The 19,942-nt window shown below is 39.4% G+C and carries 14 protein-coding genes; 12 read left to right on the forward strand and 2 right to left on the reverse strand.

The window, feature by feature from the left end:
- Positions 1–9: 9 nt before the first annotated feature.
- A complete protein-coding gene (locus BLV53_RS06525) occupies positions 10–1,959 on the forward strand; it encodes a BglG family transcription antiterminator (protein WP_090298827.1) in 1,950 nt (649 codons plus the stop codon).
- An 85-nt stretch (positions 1,960–2,044) separates the two neighbouring features.
- Here BLV53_RS06525 and BLV53_RS06530 read toward each other — a convergent pair whose 3' ends face one another.
- Positions 2,045–4,090, reverse strand: coding sequence for a M13-type metalloendopeptidase (locus BLV53_RS06530; RefSeq protein ID WP_090298828.1), 2,046 nt, complete (start codon positions 4,088–4,090; stop codon positions 2,045–2,047).
- Between the two features lie 172 nt (positions 4,091–4,262).
- Positions 4,263–5,822, reverse strand: a complete 1,560-nt coding sequence (locus BLV53_RS06535; RefSeq protein ID WP_090298829.1) for a xylulokinase — start codon at positions 5,820–5,822, stop codon at positions 4,263–4,265.
- A gap of 297 nt (positions 5,823–6,119) precedes the next feature.
- Between BLV53_RS06535 and BLV53_RS06540 the strand changes: the two genes are divergently transcribed.
- The 11 genes from BLV53_RS06540 (at position 6,120) to BLV53_RS06590 (ending at position 19,855) form a co-directional block, all read left to right on the forward strand.
- Complete coding sequence (locus BLV53_RS06540; protein ID WP_090298830.1) at positions 6,120–8,087, forward strand: oxidoreductase; 1,968 nt, start codon at positions 6,120–6,122, stop codon at positions 8,085–8,087.
- A 200-nt stretch (positions 8,088–8,287) separates the two neighbouring features.
- Entirely contained in the window at positions 8,288–10,675 is a 2,388-nt protein-coding gene (locus BLV53_RS06545) for a hypothetical protein (RefSeq protein ID WP_090298831.1), read from the forward strand.
- 142 nt (positions 10,676–10,817) lie between these two features.
- Complete coding sequence (locus BLV53_RS06550; protein ID WP_242879040.1) at positions 10,818–11,510, forward strand: TetR/AcrR family transcriptional regulator; 693 nt, start codon at positions 10,818–10,820, stop codon at positions 11,508–11,510.
- A gap of 76 nt (positions 11,511–11,586) precedes the next feature.
- Positions 11,587–12,843, forward strand: a complete 1,257-nt coding sequence (locus BLV53_RS06555; protein WP_090298832.1) for an MFS transporter — start codon at positions 11,587–11,589, stop codon at positions 12,841–12,843.
- A 79-nt stretch (positions 12,844–12,922) separates the two neighbouring features.
- Positions 12,923–13,252 carry a hypothetical protein gene (locus BLV53_RS06560; RefSeq protein ID WP_090298833.1) on the forward strand — a complete coding sequence of 110 codons (330 nt, stop codon included), beginning with the start codon at positions 12,923–12,925 and terminating at the stop codon, positions 13,250–13,252.
- Between the two features lie 143 nt (positions 13,253–13,395).
- A complete protein-coding gene (locus BLV53_RS06565; protein WP_090298834.1) occupies positions 13,396–14,544 on the forward strand; it encodes an iron-containing alcohol dehydrogenase family protein in 1,149 nt (382 codons plus the stop codon).
- 116 nt (positions 14,545–14,660) lie between these two features.
- Positions 14,661–15,320, forward strand: a complete 660-nt coding sequence (locus BLV53_RS06570; RefSeq protein ID WP_090298835.1) for a class II aldolase/adducin family protein — start codon at positions 14,661–14,663, stop codon at positions 15,318–15,320.
- A gap of 28 nt (positions 15,321–15,348) precedes the next feature.
- Positions 15,349–16,395 (forward strand): NAD(P)-dependent oxidoreductase, encoded by a 1,047-nt coding sequence (locus BLV53_RS06575; protein ID WP_090298836.1) that lies wholly within the window; start codon positions 15,349–15,351, stop codon positions 16,393–16,395.
- A gap of 168 nt (positions 16,396–16,563) precedes the next feature.
- A complete protein-coding gene (locus BLV53_RS06580; RefSeq protein ID WP_090298837.1) occupies positions 16,564–17,664 on the forward strand; it encodes an AI-2E family transporter in 1,101 nt (366 codons plus the stop codon).
- Between the two features lie 22 nt (positions 17,665–17,686).
- Positions 17,687–18,016 (forward strand): DUF1294 domain-containing protein, encoded by a 330-nt coding sequence (locus BLV53_RS06585; protein ID WP_090298839.1) that lies wholly within the window; start codon positions 17,687–17,689, stop codon positions 18,014–18,016.
- A 177-nt stretch (positions 18,017–18,193) separates the two neighbouring features.
- Positions 18,194–19,855: a glycosyltransferase family protein gene (locus BLV53_RS06590; RefSeq protein ID WP_090298842.1), complete on the forward strand. Its 1,662-nt coding sequence runs from the start codon at positions 18,194–18,196 to the stop codon at positions 19,853–19,855.
- Positions 19,856–19,942 lie beyond the last annotated feature (87 nt).

A 19,942-nucleotide genomic window follows, 5' to 3' on the forward strand; every position in this document is an offset into this window, starting at 1 on the left:
GGAGTTTTTATGGGAAAAATCAATATTCCTTCAAGAGAAAAGAAAATACTGTCCCTATTGAATTCTAAGCATGGGATAGTCACGGGAAAGGAGCTTTCAACACTAATAGGTGTCAGTGAGCGTACCATTCGAAGTGATGTAAGTCATATCAACACTGCACTTAGCCAGGCAGGTGTACAGGTGGTGGCTGTTCATGGCAAGGGCTACACCATCCAGGTGGATGACAGGAATGTTCTGCTTCAGATTTTTTCAGAGGATCAAAACTACATCACCAAGGAAGACAGGTTAAATACACTACTTCTAAAGCTACTGCGATATGATGGCTGGTATGATTTGGGAATTTTAGAGGATGAAATGTATATCAGTAATACCACTCTTGAGAAGGATATCAAGATTCTTGGAAAAATGATATTTTCACAGCATCCTTATTTGAAAATTGAGCGAAAGGACAATTCTATTCGTCTGGCAGATGAAGAAAAAAAGAAACGTGATTTATTTGCCAGATTTTATGCAAAAAACTGGGATTACGATTCCAAGGAAGGTATCGTTTTAAAGCATGAAGAGTTCAAAGAGGATTTGCTTAGAGATATTCAAAAGCAGGTAAAAAATACGCTTTTTGAGTCTGGCACACATCTAGATGACTATGCCTTTATTTATCTTACTTTGGCTATTGCTGTCATGCTTTTTAGGGTAAAGAACGGACATACTATAGATAATTACGATGATGATGTTCAAATAGACCCAGATATAAAAATAGTTTTAGATACTCTGGCATCTGCGCAGAATATAGTTTTATCCCAAGGTGAATATTATTATCTGTCTCAAATAAAGCAGCAGCTGGAATTCCTTTGTCTTAAGACTTATTCTAAAAACTATGTTTTAAATAATACGGATATACGATGTCACGGAATAGTAAATGATTTGCTTGCTGAGTTGTATCGTATATACGGTATTGATTTCATGGAGGATGACAAGCTTTTTGTGGATCTGACTCGTCATGTTCAGGCACTTGTCAGTGGTATTGTGGCACCTCATTTACAGAATCACGTTTTGGGCGATGAGCTAAGAAAGAAGAATCCATTTTTAGGTGATATAGCCCATTACATGGGTAACTATCTTTCAGAAAAATGCCAAATTGCTCTTGGAAAAGAAGAGGAGGATTATCTGCTGCCATTTATCATGCTTTCCGAGGAAGCACGCTACAATAAAAAACGAGGGCAGGGAATACCTACAGCTGTAATCAGCCATTACAACGAAAGCATGACCCACTATCTGATGGAAGAATTGCGTCGCTACTATGGTGGAGTACTGGATCTGCATGGACCATATTCGATGCACAGTAAAGAGCAGATTGAAAAGGATAGTATTCAGTTTGTACTTACTACAGTAAAGATGGATGATTTCAGAAAATATTTTAACACCCCTGTTTTGACAGTATCACCAATTCTTTCGGAAGATGACAGGGCAGGAATTGAGTTGTATCTGACCAGCTTGAAAATAAAATATTTATACCAGGAACCAAAGCTTCAGATGGACAAATATTTCCTGCCAGAGCTTTGCTACAGACTGCCTGATAAGAGTAATCTAAATACTGCTTTTTTCTATATAGAGAAAACATTAAAAGAACAGACAGGAATAACTAGCCTTAAATCTTTTGATTTAGACGAGGATTACTACTGTAGCTTGAATAATGGATTTTTATTTTGCTATCAGGTTTGCAATGAGATAAAGCAAACTGTGGTCAGCCTGGTAGATTTGGGAAAGGATTTGTCTTGCAAACAGCGTAGAAATATAAAGACAGTGATGTACGTGCTGATGCCAGCAAAGGAAATGCACAGCCTTGGTCGATTCTATTACATGGCCATGGCCTTCGCCCAGTACCAAAAAGAATTGAAATCTCTATTTGACGGGACTTCCATTGAGGATTTGACTTTTAATATTAGCAGAGGATTGGAATAAAATAATTAATGCCCCCATTAAGGACAACATCTTTAACGGGGGCAAATATATTTTATGAATAGATTTTAAAGCAAAGCCTTTGGGTTTACCATACTGCGATTCTGTCAGCAGGTGCAATATACATTCCGTCAGTGGCTGTGATTCCGTAGGTATTTAGGAATTCGTCATACTGAGCCAGAACAAGGTTTGTACGCAGGTAAGAAAGAGGATGAGGATCCTGTGACATACGATATAACTCATTTTCTGATGTCATTAATCGACGCCACATTACTGCATAATTGGTGAAGAATTTATTGTAGTCAAAGTTTGGTTCTTTTGCAGCAAGGCTAAGCATACATTTTACACCAGCCATGTCAGCGATAGCTTCGCCGCTTAACATTACACCATTGCAGTTGCCCATTGTATCGCTTACTTTGAGATTATCAAAATAAGTAGTTAATTTCGAAACTCTGCCATTGAACGCAGCTTTGTCTTCAGCTGTCCACCAGTCAGCCAGTGCACCAGAGGCATCAAACTGTCCGCCTCTTGAATCAAAGGCATGAGAGATTTCATGGCCTATAACCGCACCAATGCCGCCGTAAATTTCTTCTTTTGTCATATTCTCATTGTAGAACACTCCACCACAGATACCAGGAATAATATTGATTGAGTTATCTGTGAAGCTGTAGTATGAGTTAACCATATACATGATGCTGTAATCCCAGTAATTACGGTCTTTTGTTGTTTTATATTTTTTATAATTGTCCTGACACCAATATCTCATGGCTATTAATGAAGCTACAACAAGGTTGCCACCTTCAGATTTTGGTATTAACACTAAACCGCTGTGGTCTATGAGTTTATCAGGCTTTACTGCATGTATAACCATAGAATCTAGCTTGTGTATAGCGGCATCTTTTGTTTCCTGAGACATCCACTCCTCATTTGCAAGCATTGTTCGGTAGTAGGCGATAGAATCCTTGATGACGCCCTCAATATCTTTTTTCATCTTGTCAGATGTGAAATTGTTAATGTAAACGTTATCAATAACTGTAGAAAGGTTATTTTCAGCTGTGTCTAAATAGTACTGATCATCAGATTTCATACCAGACACACCAAAGGCGTCATTTTGTATTTTTTGTGTTGTCTCATAGGTCTCCCTGTCCAAAATATCACTAAAGTAGACAACAGTATGAACTATAAAATAATTCTTCATGAGAGATAAGTTCTTTTTGTTGTAAAGCTTGCCTACAGAAGCCAAATATTTTGGGTTTTCGGCTACGACATTGTCTATATCTGTAAAGCCTACACTATTAAGAATACCCTCAATAGGGTAATTTCCCAGGAGTGCTTTAGCATCAGCTAAAGGGATAACGTTGTTGATTTTTTCATAATAGTCAAGTGCGTTCTGGTCGTCTTGGGTATACATGTTTTTGGCAAGAAGGGCTTCATAAGCAAAACAGTCCTTTATGATTTTCTTTGTTTCCCTTGACGAGTATCCCATACGCTTTAGCATATAGCTGGCTATATCAGTGTACATATCCTTATAGATGGAACCTAAATCGGACAGTGTAGTATAGTCGTTTGCATCAGGTAAAAATAATACACCTTCAGAAATGTTTAAAGCATATTTCGTTGGATCATCAAAGGAAACAGTGCTGTAGTAGCTAACTATTCCGTTTTCAAGTACGTTTGCATCGGGATTTACAAGAAATTTGTTCATCTCATCCAGGGAAGAAATGTTGCGGATAGAATCAATAAAAGGGATTATTGGTGCATATCCTAAAGCATTTCTTGTATCCCAGTCAGAGAGAAATTCATAATAGGTATGAAAAAGCTGTTGGTCTAAATCGTCTGAATCAGACTTTTTCATTATTTCAATTAAATTTGCATCATTTTGCTCCTGAAGAATACCAAACTCTCCATAGTTGTCTTTGCCGGCAGGAATTGCAGTCGATGTAAGCCAATCGTGATTTACTGTAGTGTAGAAATCATCCTTGATATTGTAGGCTTCGGTTACTGATACACTTCCCATCTGAGATGGATCCTTCCAGGCATCAGGGGCTGCTAAGGCTGTAACACTGGATTGCAATGCCAGCGCTAAAGCAATAGCAATAGAACAGGTCGCTCTAAAGTATTTTTTGATTAGCATGTATGTAGTCTCCTTTGTAGTTTATTAATAGACTTTATCAAAAATCTGTGAATTAAATATGAAATAAGTGTGAATGGGTGAACAGCTGAAGGGACATACTTTAAAAATTAAGGCTTTAATTTTAATTAAAAAACACAAAAGGTGTCCCAAATCTGAGGGGCACCTTTTGTGTTTAGAAACTCGCTATCGTATTCTGAAGTCTTGCCAAATCACCATCCAAATGCTTATACATTTCGATATAGTAAGGATATAGCTTGTCATAAGCTTCTTCCCACTCAGGGATAGGCTCTATGACTTCTTTTATTTTAACCATTTTTTTAACAGCTTCTGAAAGGTCAGGATATATTCCTACAGCGTGACCTGCTAAAAGAATATCTCCGAAAGGAACATCTCCTGAAATATCATCTAGCACATACACCGGCATGTGAAGCATGGAAGCTTTTATTTTGTTCCAGGTTTTAGACTTAGAGCCACCACCTGTAATACGTAGGTTTTCAGCTACACCACCTGCATCTTTGATGGAATCCATTACATGGCGAAGTGCAAATGCAGTGCCTTCAAAAATAGCGCGAATGATGTGAGCTCTATCTGTTGTGAGATTAAGTCCGATAAACATTCCTCTGGCGTGAGAGTTCCAAAGTGGCGCCCGCTCGCCACCAGCCATATACGGGTAGAAGAACAATCCGTCTGAGCCTGGATTCACTTTCATTGCAACTTTATTCATATAATCGTAGATGTTTTTTCCTGCTTCGATGGAGCTTGCTACATCGGCCTCACCCATTTGCTCCACGTACCACCTGATGGCAGCGCCAGTAGTTCCGATAGGACCATCATAGACGAATGGCATAGTCTCAAGGCCAACAGGTCTGGTGACAACAGGAACATCGCAGGCACTAGCATTTGGAGCGCTGGCAAATATAAGTGAGGAAGTGCCTGCACTTTCGCCAGCATCACCAAGCTTTGAAAGGCCGATAGCATACATGGATGCCATGGCATCGGAACAACCAGCCACCACAGGAGTGCCTTCTGCAAGACCAGTTTGTGATGCAGCTTCCCTTGTAACATACCCAATTATCTCAGTACAGTTTTTGACTGGTGGCATAATATCAGAAAGTGAAACTCCGATAGCGTCACCCACTTCATCTGCCCAGTCAAGGGTGGTTAAATTCATAAGCTGAGTTCGGGATGCAGTATCTACATCGATAGTAAGCTCCCCCGTGAGCTTATAGTTAAGGTAGCTGTTGGCCTGCATGATGGTGGCAGTTCTTTCAAATTCCTCTGGCAGATTTCTCTTGAACCAGAGAATTTTTCCAGGAAGAAATGCTACGCTTGGCTGTCCGCCAACGATTTTAACGAAATTATCATATCCAATTTTTTCAGTAACCTCATTTGTTTCTGTCACTGAACGGCCATCGGCATAAATGATGGCATTGTGAACAGGTTCACCATTTTCATCAAGTGGTAGAAGAGTAGGACACTGCGAGCTGATAGAAATTCCTTTGATATTGTTTACCACATCGTCCCCTGCCAATGCAGTCATATATTTAAGGATTGCAATGGTGCTGCTCCACCATTTATCAGGATCCTGTTCAATCATGTTTTGTCCTGGAAAAATTTTCCCAAGTCTGCGAGATGCAGTAGCAATTAAATTGCCATCAGTATCCATAATATTGCCCTTGACATTAGTAGTTCCAAGGTCAATACCTAAAAGATAATTCTTTTCTGAATTCATTCCCATTCCTCCCAATTATTACTTTCTCCTAAGGGTAATTTATCACTGTCAATCACAACGGTTCAATTTCACGATTTCCGCCAACGAGCGGAAATAATAAAATTGCGTGGGAGTTTTTTCGTGGGTAAAGTGAGTACATAAAATAAATTGTCAGCGAGTGCGGCTTCATAACCTTGGCAAGCGCGAGGAGGGGGGCCCCATACCGAGTGAGGACCCACTGGACCGCAGCGAAAGTATGGGAGGTGACCTCCGGGAGCATGAAATACTTGGAGGCCGCACATCTATAGGGAGGTATATATGTCAACACGATACCCAGGTAAGGATCTATATCCAAACTTATTTAAGTCTATAAGAGTAGGAAATTTAAAACTCAAGAACCGAATCATCGCGGCTCCAACCAGTCCAAGCATGATTACAACAGAGGGTCTGTTTACCCCAGAGATGGCAGCCTACCTAGAGGAAAAGGCTTTAGGTGGTAGCGCAGTTGTTACCTATGGTGAGGCAATTCCTCATTCTAAAACAGGAAAGAGCCATAACAAGCAGCTTCAGCTAGATGCCTTTGGTGTGCGTCAGGGACTGACTGAGTCTACTAGAATGATTCACAATGCAGGAGCACTTGCAAATATTCAGCTTTCTCACGGTGGAATGTATGGTGGCCTTGCTTCTGTTGGTGGGGATATCGGAAAAACTGAAAAAGCCTATGGTCCAAGTGAAATGGACATGCCAGCAGGTCACGTATATGAAATGCCAAAGGAGCTTATATATGAAATCATCGAATCCTATGGAAAGGCTGCAAAGCTTTGCAAGGATGTAGGGTATGACATGGTTCAGGTTCATGCAGCCCATGGATGGCTTTTCAACCAGTTCCTTTCTCCGATTTTCAATCACAGAACCGATGAGTTTGGTGGCTCTTTAGAAAATCGTGCAAGATTTTTATCACTTACTCTTGATGAGGTAAGAAAGAATCTTGGTCCTACAGTTGCAATCGAGCTTCGTATGAATGGTGATGATTTCCAGGAGGGTGGACTTACACTTTCTGATTATGTGGAAATTGCAAAGATGGTTGAGGATAAGGTTGATATGTTCAACATCTCTTGTGGAAATCATGAGGATCCTGCAATGTTCTGCCGCACTCATCCAAACTCATTCTTCCCAAGGGGCGTAAATGTTTATCTTGCAGCTGAAATTAAAAAGCATGTGAATAAACCTGTTGCCTGTGTTGGTTCTTTGAACGACCCAGCTCAAATGGAGGAAATCATCGCAAGCGGTCAGGCTGACATGGTGGAAATCGCACGCGCTCTTGTGGCAGATCCTTACTTGCCAAAAAAGGCTCTAGAGGGTAGAGCAGATGATATCAGCCCATGCTTGAGATGCTATGAATGCTTTGGGGCAACAGGCCAGCTTGAAATGATTAAATGTACTGTAAACCCAACTCAGGGTCAACAGCTTGAAGAAAAATACGGTGTTCCAGCACCTGAATTTAAAAAGAAAATTCTTGTTGTGGGCGGTGGACCAGCAGGTATGGAGGCCGCTATCACTGCAGCAAATCGAGGACATGATGTCACTCTTGTAGAGAAGGATTCTCGTCTTGGTGGAAATCTTCATCCAGCAGGAAGTGCATTCTTCAAAGAGGATATCAAAAAGCTTTGTGGCTGCTTAGAACGCAGAGTTGAAAGAGCCGGTGTAAAAGTGGTCTTAAATACAACAGTAGATGTGGATTATGTAAAGAAATTTGCACCAGATACACTTTTCGTAGCAATCGGCTCAAACGAGCTTAAGCCACCAATCAAAGGCATTGACGGTGATAACGTAATCATGGCCATCGATGCTGAGCTTCATCCTGAAAAATTGGGCAAGAAGGTTGCCATTATGGGTGGTGGACTTGTAGGTGCTGAGGCAGCATGCTCATTCAAGGCTGAAGGCCATGAAGTTTCAATCATCGAAATGAAGCCAGATGTAGCAATGGAGGTTAACTCATTCTATCGTGGTGGTCTTATGCCTCACGTACATGAGAGCGCAACCTGCTACGTAAATACGAAGGTAACAGAAATCACAGACAAGGGCGTTATGGTTGAGAACGCAGATGGTAGCTTCCTTGTAGAGGCTGACAGCGTAGTGTGTGCATTTGGTTTTAGACCTAAGACAGCAGAAGTAGACGCACTTTGTGATTGCGTAGATGAGTACTACGTAATAGGCGACTGCAACAAGGTTGCCATGATTTACCAGGCAATGGATGCAGGATATCACGCAGCTAGAAGAGTGTAGTCTTTGTAGATAAATTTTTAAATCAAGTCTATGACTGCTCAATCCAAGTCTCTTTAATTGAGATATGGATTGGGCGGTCTTTTTTTGTGTGTGACACTATTGTGATGAGTAAACTATTAATATTTGCCATGTAAAAAAACAAGTGCTTGGAAAACGTTGATGAAGTTACATAGGGTAACTGAGAAAAGGAGTAAAGAATTATGAAGAATAGAATGAATCATGTAAGAGTATTAGCAGGTGGTCTTGCAGCCATTATCACAATGTCTAGTATGTCATCAATTGCATTCGCAGCTGAAGCTGAACACCTGGAGCAGCCTGTGGAACAGATTGTGGAGAGCTCAAGTGAAACACCAATTGAAACACCAACCGAAGAGATAATGACAAATGCAGTGGATACTGAAAATAGTGACACTATTGAAAAGATAGCAAAGGCTAGGACTGTTGAAAATAGTAATGATGAGGTGGTAGCTGAAGCTGGTTCAGAGCAGGAAGCTGGTTCAGAGCAGGAAGCTGCAAAGGCTAAGACTGCTGAGACTATAATGATGGAGCTGAATGAGGATGCTTCAGAGCCAGAGGCTGTAATTGTTGAGAGTGATGAGACTGCTGAGAATATCAATAATGAGGTTGTAACTGAAGATTCAATTGAAGATGTAGTTGAAGAGGCAGTTGAAAAGGTAGCTGAAGAAACAGTTGAAGAAACTGCAGAAAAAAATGAAGTAGCACCAGAAGTTACTGCAGAGAAGTCCTGGGATGAGCTTGTAAAAAAGCTAGATAATATTTTTCCTTCAAAAGAAGATTACACATTCACAAATGAAGAAGAAAGTGATGGCGTATTAGTTAAGTATTACAAGGACGCTAGTAACAGAACAATTGCAAGAACTTATTACGCTGATGGAAGCTTTTTTGAGAAGGTATATAGCCCAGAAATGCATGTGGAAGCACCTACTGTTTATGGGGCAACAAGTTCAATTGGAACAATCGTACAGCCAGAGTGGATCTATGAGACTATGTCCTGTGATGCAGATGGAAACTGGAAATCAACTGTGTATGGAATATGCAATCAGGTAGAGTCAGAAACAACCTATACATCTGTAGAATTGGAAAAGAAGCATAAGGATGCAGATAGAGAAAAGAAGCTTTTAGAAGAAGCAAAGAACATAGAGGAAAACGCAACTTTAGACGATATCCTTGACTTTTTCAATAAAATGGATACAGAACCAGAGGCAACTAAGGCCTATGGCGAGTCTGGTGCAACTGAAAAGGTTGAAATGGATAAGGTTAATGGTGAGGTGCCAGAAATCATTAAGTTTGCCTATGATAAGGCTTTAGATAAAGCGTTAAAGACACTCCCAGGTTCATCAATCTACGCAGATAAGGCTAAAGGTCTTATTATGAAGGCTATGGGATTGGATAGTAAATCAACAGATATAGCCAAGACAATTAAAGACAGAATTGACGAATCTGACGCTAAGACAGGTACTCTGATTGCATCTGTAAAGAGACTTGAGCCAGTAGTGGATGCTTTAAATAGTATAGGTCATGATTTCGATGAATTTACAAACAGTACTATGTTGGCAGCTACTTTGATGAATTCATGGGTAGAAGATACAAAGGTTAGTGCTACGAAGAAGCTCATCGAAATGGCATCAGTAATTGGTACAGGTAGCGATTGGCGTGCTGGTAATTCTAGCATCTTTAAGGACATGAACAATGCGGCACTAGCTCTTAGATCTAAGAATGGAGATGGTCCGCAGGCATCTATCGACTGCAAGAATCTTTATGAATTGTTCTATGATTATCATAAGGAAACCTCTATGTTTTCCGGAGAGGCAATCGATAAAGCAGCAGCAGACATCCAAAAGAGAGTTCAGAATTTTGCTGAAAACTGCAGTCTAGTGCTTGATATTCTTAAATTACAGGATCAGGTTGTAAAGCTTTCAGATGAAGAGGTGGCTTCTTTAGACAAGACTACAAGATCAAAGTATGAAAAGATTATGGAGGACAAAGATTACATTCAGTCATACAAGAAGAGTGTTGCCACTATTTTCACAGGCGATAAAAATTCAAACGTTGAGAAGTGTAAATATGGTGTTATTCAGGCAGTTAAGGATTACTCAACAAAAAACAGACTCGTGTTCTTAGAGCAATCTGAAAATGGAATTAGCGAGACAAAGCTTAAGGCGCAATTGTATACTCAGAAATCTGAGGTTGCAAAGCAGAGCACTCTCAAGTCACATTCAGCATTAACAGAAAAGCAGATTTGTAAGCTCCAGGAGCATGTAAATAGCATGGATATGACTATGCAGGATTATCTGGAGAAGATGGGGTTTGATATGACACCTCTCAAAAACACAGATAGAACTGGATACTTATCAACTCTTAAGGTAAGCACATATTCGATGCATTCTGGAAAGAATGGCGGCGGAACTAATAGTAAAGATTACACAGCCATCAACATGACACAGAAAAATGCCAAAGAGGAATCAAAGGAATCATACTATCATTACAAGCATCACTGGTTCTGGGAAAAGGATGTTGATAGAGTAAATAGAGATGGACTCCTTGTTGTTCTACAGAAGGCAAAATAATAATCAGTGTAAAACAGATCCAGGTCAGAGTGGCTTGGGTCTGTTTTTTTTGCTATAGGTTTCCGAATGCAGATTATCTTCCTGAAGCTTTTGAAGAGGCAAGGCAGCTTATCGAGAAGGCAAAAGAGCGGAAGGGTTATATTTGATTTTTATTACATGTGGGGTTATAATGTTCTCAACCGACAGGGTGTCGGTAACAAAATGGACCTTTAATATGAGAACAGTTAAGACAGCGGAAGAGAGAAAAAACGAAATACTGGATGTGGCGGAGGAGCTCTTTGTTGAGAAGGGTTACGATAGTGCCAGCACCAACGATATTATAGCCAGGATTGGCATTGCAAGAGGCACACTATATCATCATTTCAGTTCCAAGGAAGAGATTCTTGATGCCATCATAGACAGGATGACCAGAGATTCCATTGGAGCAGCACGAGTAATAGTACATGATAAGAAAAGACCTATTCTCGAACGGCTGACCCTAGCTATGGTGGCGTTGAATTCTGTAGGCAGCGCAAAGGATGTTGTGATGGAGCAGATGCACAAGCCACAGAATGCCCTCCTTAATCAGAAGATGCAGGACAAGCTCATAAGCGGAGTTGTACCGATTTTTGCAGAGCTTATAGAGGAGGGAAACAAAGAGGGATTATTTGACTCCAAGTATCCTTTGGAAGCATCAGAGATGATTATGATTTACTCCAATATAGCCTTCGATGACAATGAAAACCTGACTCCAAAGCAGAAAAAAGAGAAGGGCAAAGCTTTTATTTATAACATTGAGAGGATTTTGGGAGCAAAAGAAGGTACACTAAACAAAGCACTGGCACAATTTTTTTGATAACTAGGGACCTACCGTGATAGGTGGTCCCATTAATTAAAAGCAACGACAGACAATCTGTCGGCAGGGAGACGAAATGAATACAAAAAGCAACTTTGGAAAATTCTTACTTTTATGGACTGGGGAACTTATATCATCAGTTGGTGGAGGACTAACAAGCTTTGGTCTTGGAGTGTACATCTTCAGACAGACTGGCAGTGCTGCCAGCATGGCAATGGTAACTCTCCTTGGATTTCTTCCTACATTACTGCTGTCAGTTCCAGCAGGAGCACTTGCGGACCGTTACGACAGACGACTTCTAATGATGATTGGAGATGGATGCTCTGCCCTTGGAGTAATTTATATCCTGCTTTGCATGATTAAAGGTCAGGCTACTGTCACCCAGATTTGTATAGGCGTATTTATTAGCGCATGCTTCTCGGCACTTCTGGAACCGTCATTTAGAGCGACGATTACAGATCTTCTAACAAAAGAAGAATATTCAAAGGCCAGCGGACTGTTATCTTTAGCAGGTAGTGCAAGATATCTGTTGTCGCCTATTATTGCAGGCTTCCTGCTGGCAATAAGCGATGTAAAGCTGCTCCTCATCATCGATATCTGTACATTCTTCTTAACCGTAATAAGTGCAGCAGTGGTACGCCGAGGAATAGGAGCAAAGGTAATAGAAAAGAAGGAGCCTCTTATACAGAGTATGAAGGAGGGGTGGAATATTCTCTGCGCCAGAAAAGGAGTACTTACCTTAGTTGGCATTTCTGCTCTAATAACTCTTTTTATGGGAGTATTTCAGATTTTGGCTGAGCCTCTTATTCTGGCTTTTGCAGATGCTAAGACCCTTGGTGTTGCAGAAACCCTCTGCGCCAGCGGAATGCTTGTAAGTGGAGTATTGCTTGGCATTAAAGGAATTAAGAGAAACTATGTAAAGATACTAGGAATAGCGTTGATTGTATCCGGATTAGCTATGTTGGGATTTGGCCTGTTGGAAAACATCTTTGTAATCTGCATTTTTGGATTTATGTTTTTTGCTACCTTGCCTTTTGCCAACAATTGCTTGGATTATCTGGTCCGCACCAACGTGCCAGATGATGCTCAGGGCAGAGTCTGGGGACTTATAGGTTTTATTTCACAGATGGGATATGTGTTAGCTTATGGTGTTTCCGGCGCAGCTGCAGATCTTATTGGCGAGAGAACTGGCTGTGGCGTAGGCCGAGGAGCTGCCATGGCAATTATTATTGCAGGAATTTGCTTGTCCCTGTCAGCTCTTTTAGTTTTTGTCTCAGGAGATGTAAGAGAATTGGAAAATGAGGGTAATTATGTACCAGAGACTTATTCTTAATGATTTAAAAAATAACAAGTTTACAGCCATTGCTACCTGCGTTTTTATGTCAGTTAATGCAGCCCTTTTGGGTCTTTAAGTGCTGCTGTTTGTAAGTTTATCTGGTTCCATTGACAATCTGATGAATGTGGCAAAGAGTCCAGACTTTCTTCAGATGCACACTGGGGAGATAGATGAGAAGGCTCTGTTGGATTTTGCGAATCAGCGAAGCGAAATAGATAAGATGCAAATTTGCAGATTTCTAAACATTCCAAACAGTCAGATACGAATTGGTGGGAAATGCCAGAGGATACTCTATATTCTTGATGGCCAGATAAAGGGTGAACTTAATCTTGGAAAATATCAACTGAATAAAGAGAAAGAACGAGAACAACAGGTGGCTGAATGGCTATCTTCTCTTGGCTGGTAGTGACAGTCCCAAATCTTTTTAAGGTTTGGGGCTGTTTTTTATTTCCGTTACGATGCGGCAATTTAGAAATTGATGATGTTGTCGGAAGAAGGTAAGGTTTATGTAGACAAAATTAGTAAAGAAAAAATTGGGAGGAAACATTAATGTCTTATAATTTTTTTGTACATAGTGATTTAACATTTGGTAAAGATGCAGTTCAGGCACTTCCAGGAATCATCGAGGCAGAAGGCCTTAAGAGAGTAATGGTAGTTTATGATGGTGGCGTTAAGGCTGCCGGCATAGCTCAGAAGGTTCTTCAGGAGCTTAACAAGGTATCCGGCCTTGTAGTTACAGTTTTTGATGGTGTTGAGCCAAATCCTTCAAATGAGCTTATCGAGAAGATATACGGCATCGCAAAGGCTGAGGAGGTTCAGGGCTTTGTAGCAATAGGTGGTGGTTCATCCATCGACTCAGCAAAGGCTGTCAATATTCTTATGACAAACGATGGTCCGATCGGTCAGTATGGTGGAATTGGCATGGTGAAAAACCCGGTTCTTCCACTTATCGCTATTCCTACAACAGCAGGCACATCAAGCGAGATTACAAACGTAACAGCTCTTACAGATACAAAGGCTGTTTGCAAATATGTAGTAATCGACAACAAGATTACACCTTCACATGTAATCTGTGATCCAGAGTTTACACGCACAATGCCAAAGTCTGTTACAGCAGCAACTGGTATGGATGCAATCACTCACGCTGTAGAGTCATACATTTCAAATATGTCTAACCCACTTACAAAGTACAACTCTATCGAAGGTCTTAAGATTTTCCACAAGAACCTTCAGAGAGCAGTTGAGAATGGTGAGGATATGGAAGCAAGAGAGAACATGATGCTTGGATGTATCATCACAGGCTTTGGCTTCTCTAATGCAAACCTTGGTTTTGTTCACGGGATCGCGCATACACTTTCAGCTCACTTTGGCCTTCCACACGGTATGGCAAATGCTTGCGTACTTCCATATGTAATCGCTTACAATGCACCTAGCTGCAAGAAGGAAATGATTGAGCTTGCAAAGGCAATTGACCTTCCTCTTACAGGAAATGAGGATGAGGATATTTTAGCCTTATCAAAGGAACTTCTTAACATGACAAAGGCACTTGGTATCAAGAGTCTTTCGGAACAGGGCGTCAAGGAAAGCGATTTTGACATGCTTGCAGAAGATGTACTTAAGGAGCCCGTGCTTAATTTCAACCCACGCCAAGGCATCACAAAGGAAGATATCATTTCCATATTAATGCAGGCTTTCTAAACTAAGTTCCTAAAGACTAAAAAAGTTTTCCGCTACCTAACGGCAATACCAAGTTTGTTTCCGCTAGGTGGCAAGGCTAAGATAATTATAGAAAAAGCAAAAGGAAGGTATGAAAAATGAATTACGAAAATACAAGACAGACGGTACTTGAAGCAATTCTTGAGGCTGTTGAAAAGGGACTTATAAATGGTACATCAGGAAACATCTGCATGAGAACACCTGAGGATCCAACAATCTGTTGCATCACACCATCAGGTATTTCTTATACAGGTATGACAGCAGAGGATATTGCAGTTGTAAAAATGCACGAGGACGGAAAGAACGAATGGATAGAAGGAAATTTCAAGCCATCTTCTGAGCTTCCAATGCACACAGCAGTGCTCAGAAATCGTCCAGAAGTAAATGCTACAGTTCACACACACAGCATGTATGCCACAATTTGTGCTATGGGAGAAAATCCAGAGCTTCGTCCAATTACACCACCACAGTGTGAGTTTACACCAGTAGGAATTGTTAGCTTTACAATGCCAGGTTCAGATGAGGTGGCTGACAAGGTTAAAAATACACTTGGAGATAAAGGACTTGTTTGCCTCATTAAAAACCACGGAATGTTCTCTTGTGGAAAGAGCATGAAGCAGGCAATGCATGCCACAATCTACACAGAAGAGATGGCTCAGACAACAGTTATCGCAAAGACTCTCGGCACATACGAGCCAATGTCATCTGAGGCAGAGAAAGCAATGCAGGATTTAATTGCAGCCGATCAGGCTGTGTAGCGTAAAATAAAATGGAGGTTTTTACAAAATGAGAAAATTAGCTTTATGTACAGCTCTTCCAGAGGAAGAACTTGAGAAAATAAAAAAAGAGTGTGAGGTTACCATTTGCGGTGAGTTAAAGCACGGCAAGGGTAATGTCACAGAAGATATGATACGTGAAGAATGCATTGGTGCAGAAATTGTAGTGCTTGGTGATGAGGTTGCCGGCACAGATACAATAAATGCATGGATTGAGTCAGGAATGAAATTCATCGGCGTTGCCAAGGGCACACCAGTTACTGTGGACAATGAGGCTCTCAAGGCTGCAGGTATTCCACTTACCTACACACCAGGCAGAAATGCAGTGGCAGTTGCAGAATACTGCATGGGTATGATGATTGCATCAACACGCTTCATGACAAGAGCAGTTGCAGGACTTCTCATGGGTGAACACCTTGGTGCACCTGTTGATGACATCTATGATGTTCCAGATGTAAAAAATGTTATCTGGGGACCACTTGATGAGAATCATCCATACACAGATTACGGCATCGGTTTTGAGCTTTATGGCAAAAAGCTCGGCCTTGCTGGCTATGGTGCAATAGGTCGTGAGGTTGCAAAGCGTGCTATGGCATTTGGCATGGAAATCCTTGCTTATGACCCATATCTTGATGCAAAGATTATTGAGGAGACAGGAGCTAAGGCAGTTTCACTTGATGAAATGCTAGCTGAGTCTGATATCATCAGCATCCACCTTCCAGTAGTACCTTCAACTAGGGGCATTGTAAATAAGGACTGGTTCTCAAAAATGAAGCCTACAGCCTTTGTAATCAACACAGCTCGTGCAGCAGTTATTGATCAAAGGGATTTTGTAGAGGCACTTGAGAACAAGACTATCGCAGGTGCAGCAGTTGATGTGTACTGGCAGGAGCCTGTTCCAGCAAATCATCCACTTCTCAAGATGAAAAATGTGCTTTGCTCACCTCACTTCGCAGGTCTTACAACAGACGTTGATGGATGGTCAGGCCGCAAGATGTCTGAAAACGTAAATGCGTACCTCGCAGGCGAAAAGCTACCTTATGTTTGGACAAAGTAAAAAAATAGCAGGACATTCAAAAATGTTATGAGGCTCTCACTATTAATGTGGGAGCTTTTTTATGTTCAATGCTTTTAAAGGAAAATTCTTTATTTTATCGGTGATTTTTTAACATTTAACTCTTATAATTATTATTGAGCGAAAATGTACTAGTCGAATGGAGGCAACATGAAAAAATTCAGAGATCAGCCATGGTACTCTTTAGCGGTTTCAATATCAATAGGAGTTATTCTGTTTGTAGTTTTAAGTAATATCAACCATGTTATTGATGGAATAGGAACTTTTCTGGGGTTCTTTTCCACAGTATTCTTAGGAGCAGTGATAGCCTACATCATAAATCCTCTTGCAATGCTGTATAGAAGAACGATTTTTGGAAAAATAAAAAACGAAAAGATTAGAGCCACTCTTGGTAACACATTTGGATTTATTTCTGTAATTCTATTGCTAACTTTTATAGGATTTTCCATTGTTCCACAGCTTATCGAGAGTGTTAAGACTTTTGCAGCAAACTTTAATGGCTATGTGAGAGGTTTGCAGCATACTCTCAAATTAATTGGGGTTTCCAGTTCAGTGGTGGATTTAAGTGAACTAATTGATTCCTCTAATGATTTGTTGAATCAGATACAACAGCTGGCATCGGAAAACATGGATTTAATTATGTCTACAACGGCTGATTTGGGAAAGGCTGTAGGACAGGGATTTGTAGCTATTTTATTAGCTATTTATTTCCTTGCAGAAAAGGATAGACTTAAGGATAGCGGCAAAAGATTTTTAAAGGCTGTATTTAAAAAGCAGTATAAAAAGGTGGCCTATATCATAGGTAGAAGTGATGTAATCCTTAATAGATATATAGTTTACAACCTTATTGATGCAATGATAGTAGGAGCTGTAAATGGCATATTTATGACAATCGCCGGACTTCCTTATGTAGGACTGGTATCTGTAGTTGTTGCTATTACAAACATCGTTCCAACCTTTGGTCCTGTAGTTGGTGCTGTGATTGGCGGTTTCCTTTTACTTTTGGTCGAACCTAGATATGCAGCAATATTTTTGATTTTCACCCTGATACTTCAGTTGATAGATGGCTATATGATAAAGCCAAAGCTTTTTGGAGATTCACTTGGGGTTTCAAGTCTTTGGATTTTAGTTGGAATCGTAGCAGGGGGAAAGATGTTTGGAGTAATTGGAATTTTGCTTGCCATCCCAATGGTGGCCATTATAGATATGCTTTATCATGATTTCGTACTTCCGTTTATGGAAAAAGAATAACCTGAAGGAGCAAAAAAACTAGATGGAAATTTTAGACTCAATATTAGCTATAACAAGTAATCCAACCTACAGAAAAATAATTTTTGCGTATCTTATTTGCATTAATATAGCTGGTTTTGCTGTGATGGGAATAGATAAACAAAGAGCCATCAGAGATGAATGGCGCATCCCAGAGAGAACCCTTTTTGCATACAGTCTATTCGGCGGCAGCCTAGGTACCTGGGCAGGTATGTATTTCTGGGGTCACAAGACCAGAAAGCTTCCGTTTATTATTGGCATGCCTATGATACTTGGTATTCATGCAACGCTTTTTTTTATTTTGATGGCAATGACAGCTGAATATAGGTTTTAGGAGAGCGGTGGCTCTCCTTTTTTTTGACAAAAAATAAATTTCAAATAGATATTGCTTTTTGATTCATTAATGATATATTCTTAAAATTGTTTGTTGTTATATAAAAAATACACATAGCAATAAAAATGACAAATATAACTCATTAACAGCAAATTAGTGGAATAGGAGTGACTATCTATGGAAGAGAAATCTGGAAAATTAATGCTTTTTGAAAGGATAATATTATTTGCAGTTATGCTTGTAGTATTTATTAATTCTTTTTTTATTTTTCAGAAAAAAGAAGGTTTTTATATGGATGAGGCATGTACATTTATGCTTTCAAATAACACGGTTGTGACAATTCCTGAAATAATAGAAGTTATGACAAAAGAAACAACATTAGAGGAATTGTATCATACTGCATTTGGAAGAGCATATTCTATTAATGCATGGGTTTCTCATGAAGACATAATGAATAAGTATACGGTTTCACCTGAAGACCGATTTTCTTACCTGAATACTTATTTATTACAAGCTAGTGACGTACACCCACCATTGTACTACATGTTTATAAGAACAGTCTGCGCGATATTTCCAAGTTTAGATTTAATGATAGTGGGGTATGTTGTAAATATTATCTTCCTTTTGGGGACCTGCTATTTTCTATATAAATTAGGCAAAATTATTTTCGGAGGTAATATCATTGGTGCAATAATAGCTGTTATGTATTATGGACTGAGTTTTGATTTTGCAAATAATGTCACTTATTACAGAATGTATGCAGCATTAACATTCTGGTTTGTCTTTCTTCTTTACCATACTATAATATGGGCGGGTGATGGTTATGAGGATGATAAAAAGACTATAAAAAAACTATGTGTTATTGAAGCTTTAGCCATGCTTACACAGTATTTTGCAGTGTTTTTTATTCTACCTATGTTTGTTTTGAACATATTTTTTATGGTCTACAAAAAGAAAGAAATAGGTAGGTATTTAAAATATAATGTTATTACAGGGGTTATATATATTGTAGTTTGGCCATTCTCCATTTTTCATATACTATTTACAAATAGAGGCTCAGAGGTAAGGGCAAATTTTTCTGCATTAAGCCTATTTAGAAGAATACATGAATTTAATAGTTGCCTAATACCAAGTGTGTTCTCAAATAGTAGGCGATTTTTCATTGCATTTGGTGTTATAACTATTATGCTTATTACATACAAGTGCATTAGGCATTGCATGGTGGATAATGATATAAGAAAATGGGTCACAAGTACTCATTTTATGAATATGATATATTTGTTTGTGGTAGCTGTATCATATTATGTAATAGCAGCTGTTGCATCACCATGGGTAACTCCTCGATATGAAATGCCGGTAATGCCATTATTTAGTTTAATAATAGTATTTATCCTAATCAGAATGATTACAATAGTAATACAAAATAAATATGTTATTGGTACAATCATGGCTGCCTTTATTGTCATGTTGACCGTTCATTGGCAGGATAAAATACAGCCGACGGCATTATATAATTCTTCTGAAAGAGTCAAATATATAAATGATTATACAAAATATGATGCAATTTTAATCGATTCTAGTGGATATTTTATTGAAGTCGAGTTGAATTTCAATCATCCTAAGCTTTACGAAACTGATAATGAAAACTATGATAACTTAGATACCGTTGTAGATTCAAATAAGTCATATATTCTTTATATATCTAAGGACAATTATATGGAAGGAATATTAAAGAATCTTGAATCCAAAGGCTTTAATATGCAGAAGTTAGATTTTGAAGCCGACTATTTTAAAGTGTATATATTAAGTAAATCTTCAGTTTCAAATAATACATATTAAGATAATGGAAAAAATATTATAGGAGAGCGGTGACTCTCCTTTTTTTGATCCAAATTCTAAATTATGTTGACTATTAGAATTTTATTT

The sequence above is a fragment of the Pseudobutyrivibrio sp. ACV-2 genome (assembly GCF_900107545.1).
Lineage (GTDB): Bacteria > Bacillota > Clostridia > Lachnospirales > Lachnospiraceae > Pseudobutyrivibrio.

Coding starts and splice junctions, on each gene's coding strand:
- BLV53_RS06525 (WP_090298827.1), top strand. CDS start 10: ATGGGAAAAATCAATATTCCTTCAAGAGAAAAGAAAATACTGTCCCTA.
- BLV53_RS06530 (WP_090298828.1), bottom strand. CDS start 4,090: ATGCTAATCAAAAAATACTTTAGAGCGACCTGTTCTATTGCTATTGCT.
- BLV53_RS06535 (WP_090298829.1), bottom strand. CDS start 5,822: ATGAATTCAGAAAAGAATTATCTTTTAGGTATTGACCTTGGAACTACT.
- BLV53_RS06540 (WP_090298830.1), top strand. CDS start 6,120: ATGTCAACACGATACCCAGGTAAGGATCTATATCCAAACTTATTTAAG.
- BLV53_RS06545 (WP_090298831.1), top strand. CDS start 8,288: ATGAAGAATAGAATGAATCATGTAAGAGTATTAGCAGGTGGTCTTGCA.
- BLV53_RS06555 (WP_090298832.1), top strand. CDS start 11,587: ATGAATACAAAAAGCAACTTTGGAAAATTCTTACTTTTATGGACTGGG.
- BLV53_RS06565 (WP_090298834.1), top strand. CDS start 13,396: ATGTCTTATAATTTTTTTGTACATAGTGATTTAACATTTGGTAAAGAT.
- BLV53_RS06570 (WP_090298835.1), top strand. CDS start 14,661: ATGAATTACGAAAATACAAGACAGACGGTACTTGAAGCAATTCTTGAG.
- BLV53_RS06575 (WP_090298836.1), top strand. CDS start 15,349: ATGAGAAAATTAGCTTTATGTACAGCTCTTCCAGAGGAAGAACTTGAG.
- BLV53_RS06580 (WP_090298837.1), top strand. CDS start 16,564: ATGAAAAAATTCAGAGATCAGCCATGGTACTCTTTAGCGGTTTCAATA.
- BLV53_RS06585 (WP_090298839.1), top strand. CDS start 17,687: ATGGAAATTTTAGACTCAATATTAGCTATAACAAGTAATCCAACCTAC.
- BLV53_RS06590 (WP_090298842.1), top strand. CDS start 18,194: ATGGAAGAGAAATCTGGAAAATTAATGCTTTTTGAAAGGATAATATTA.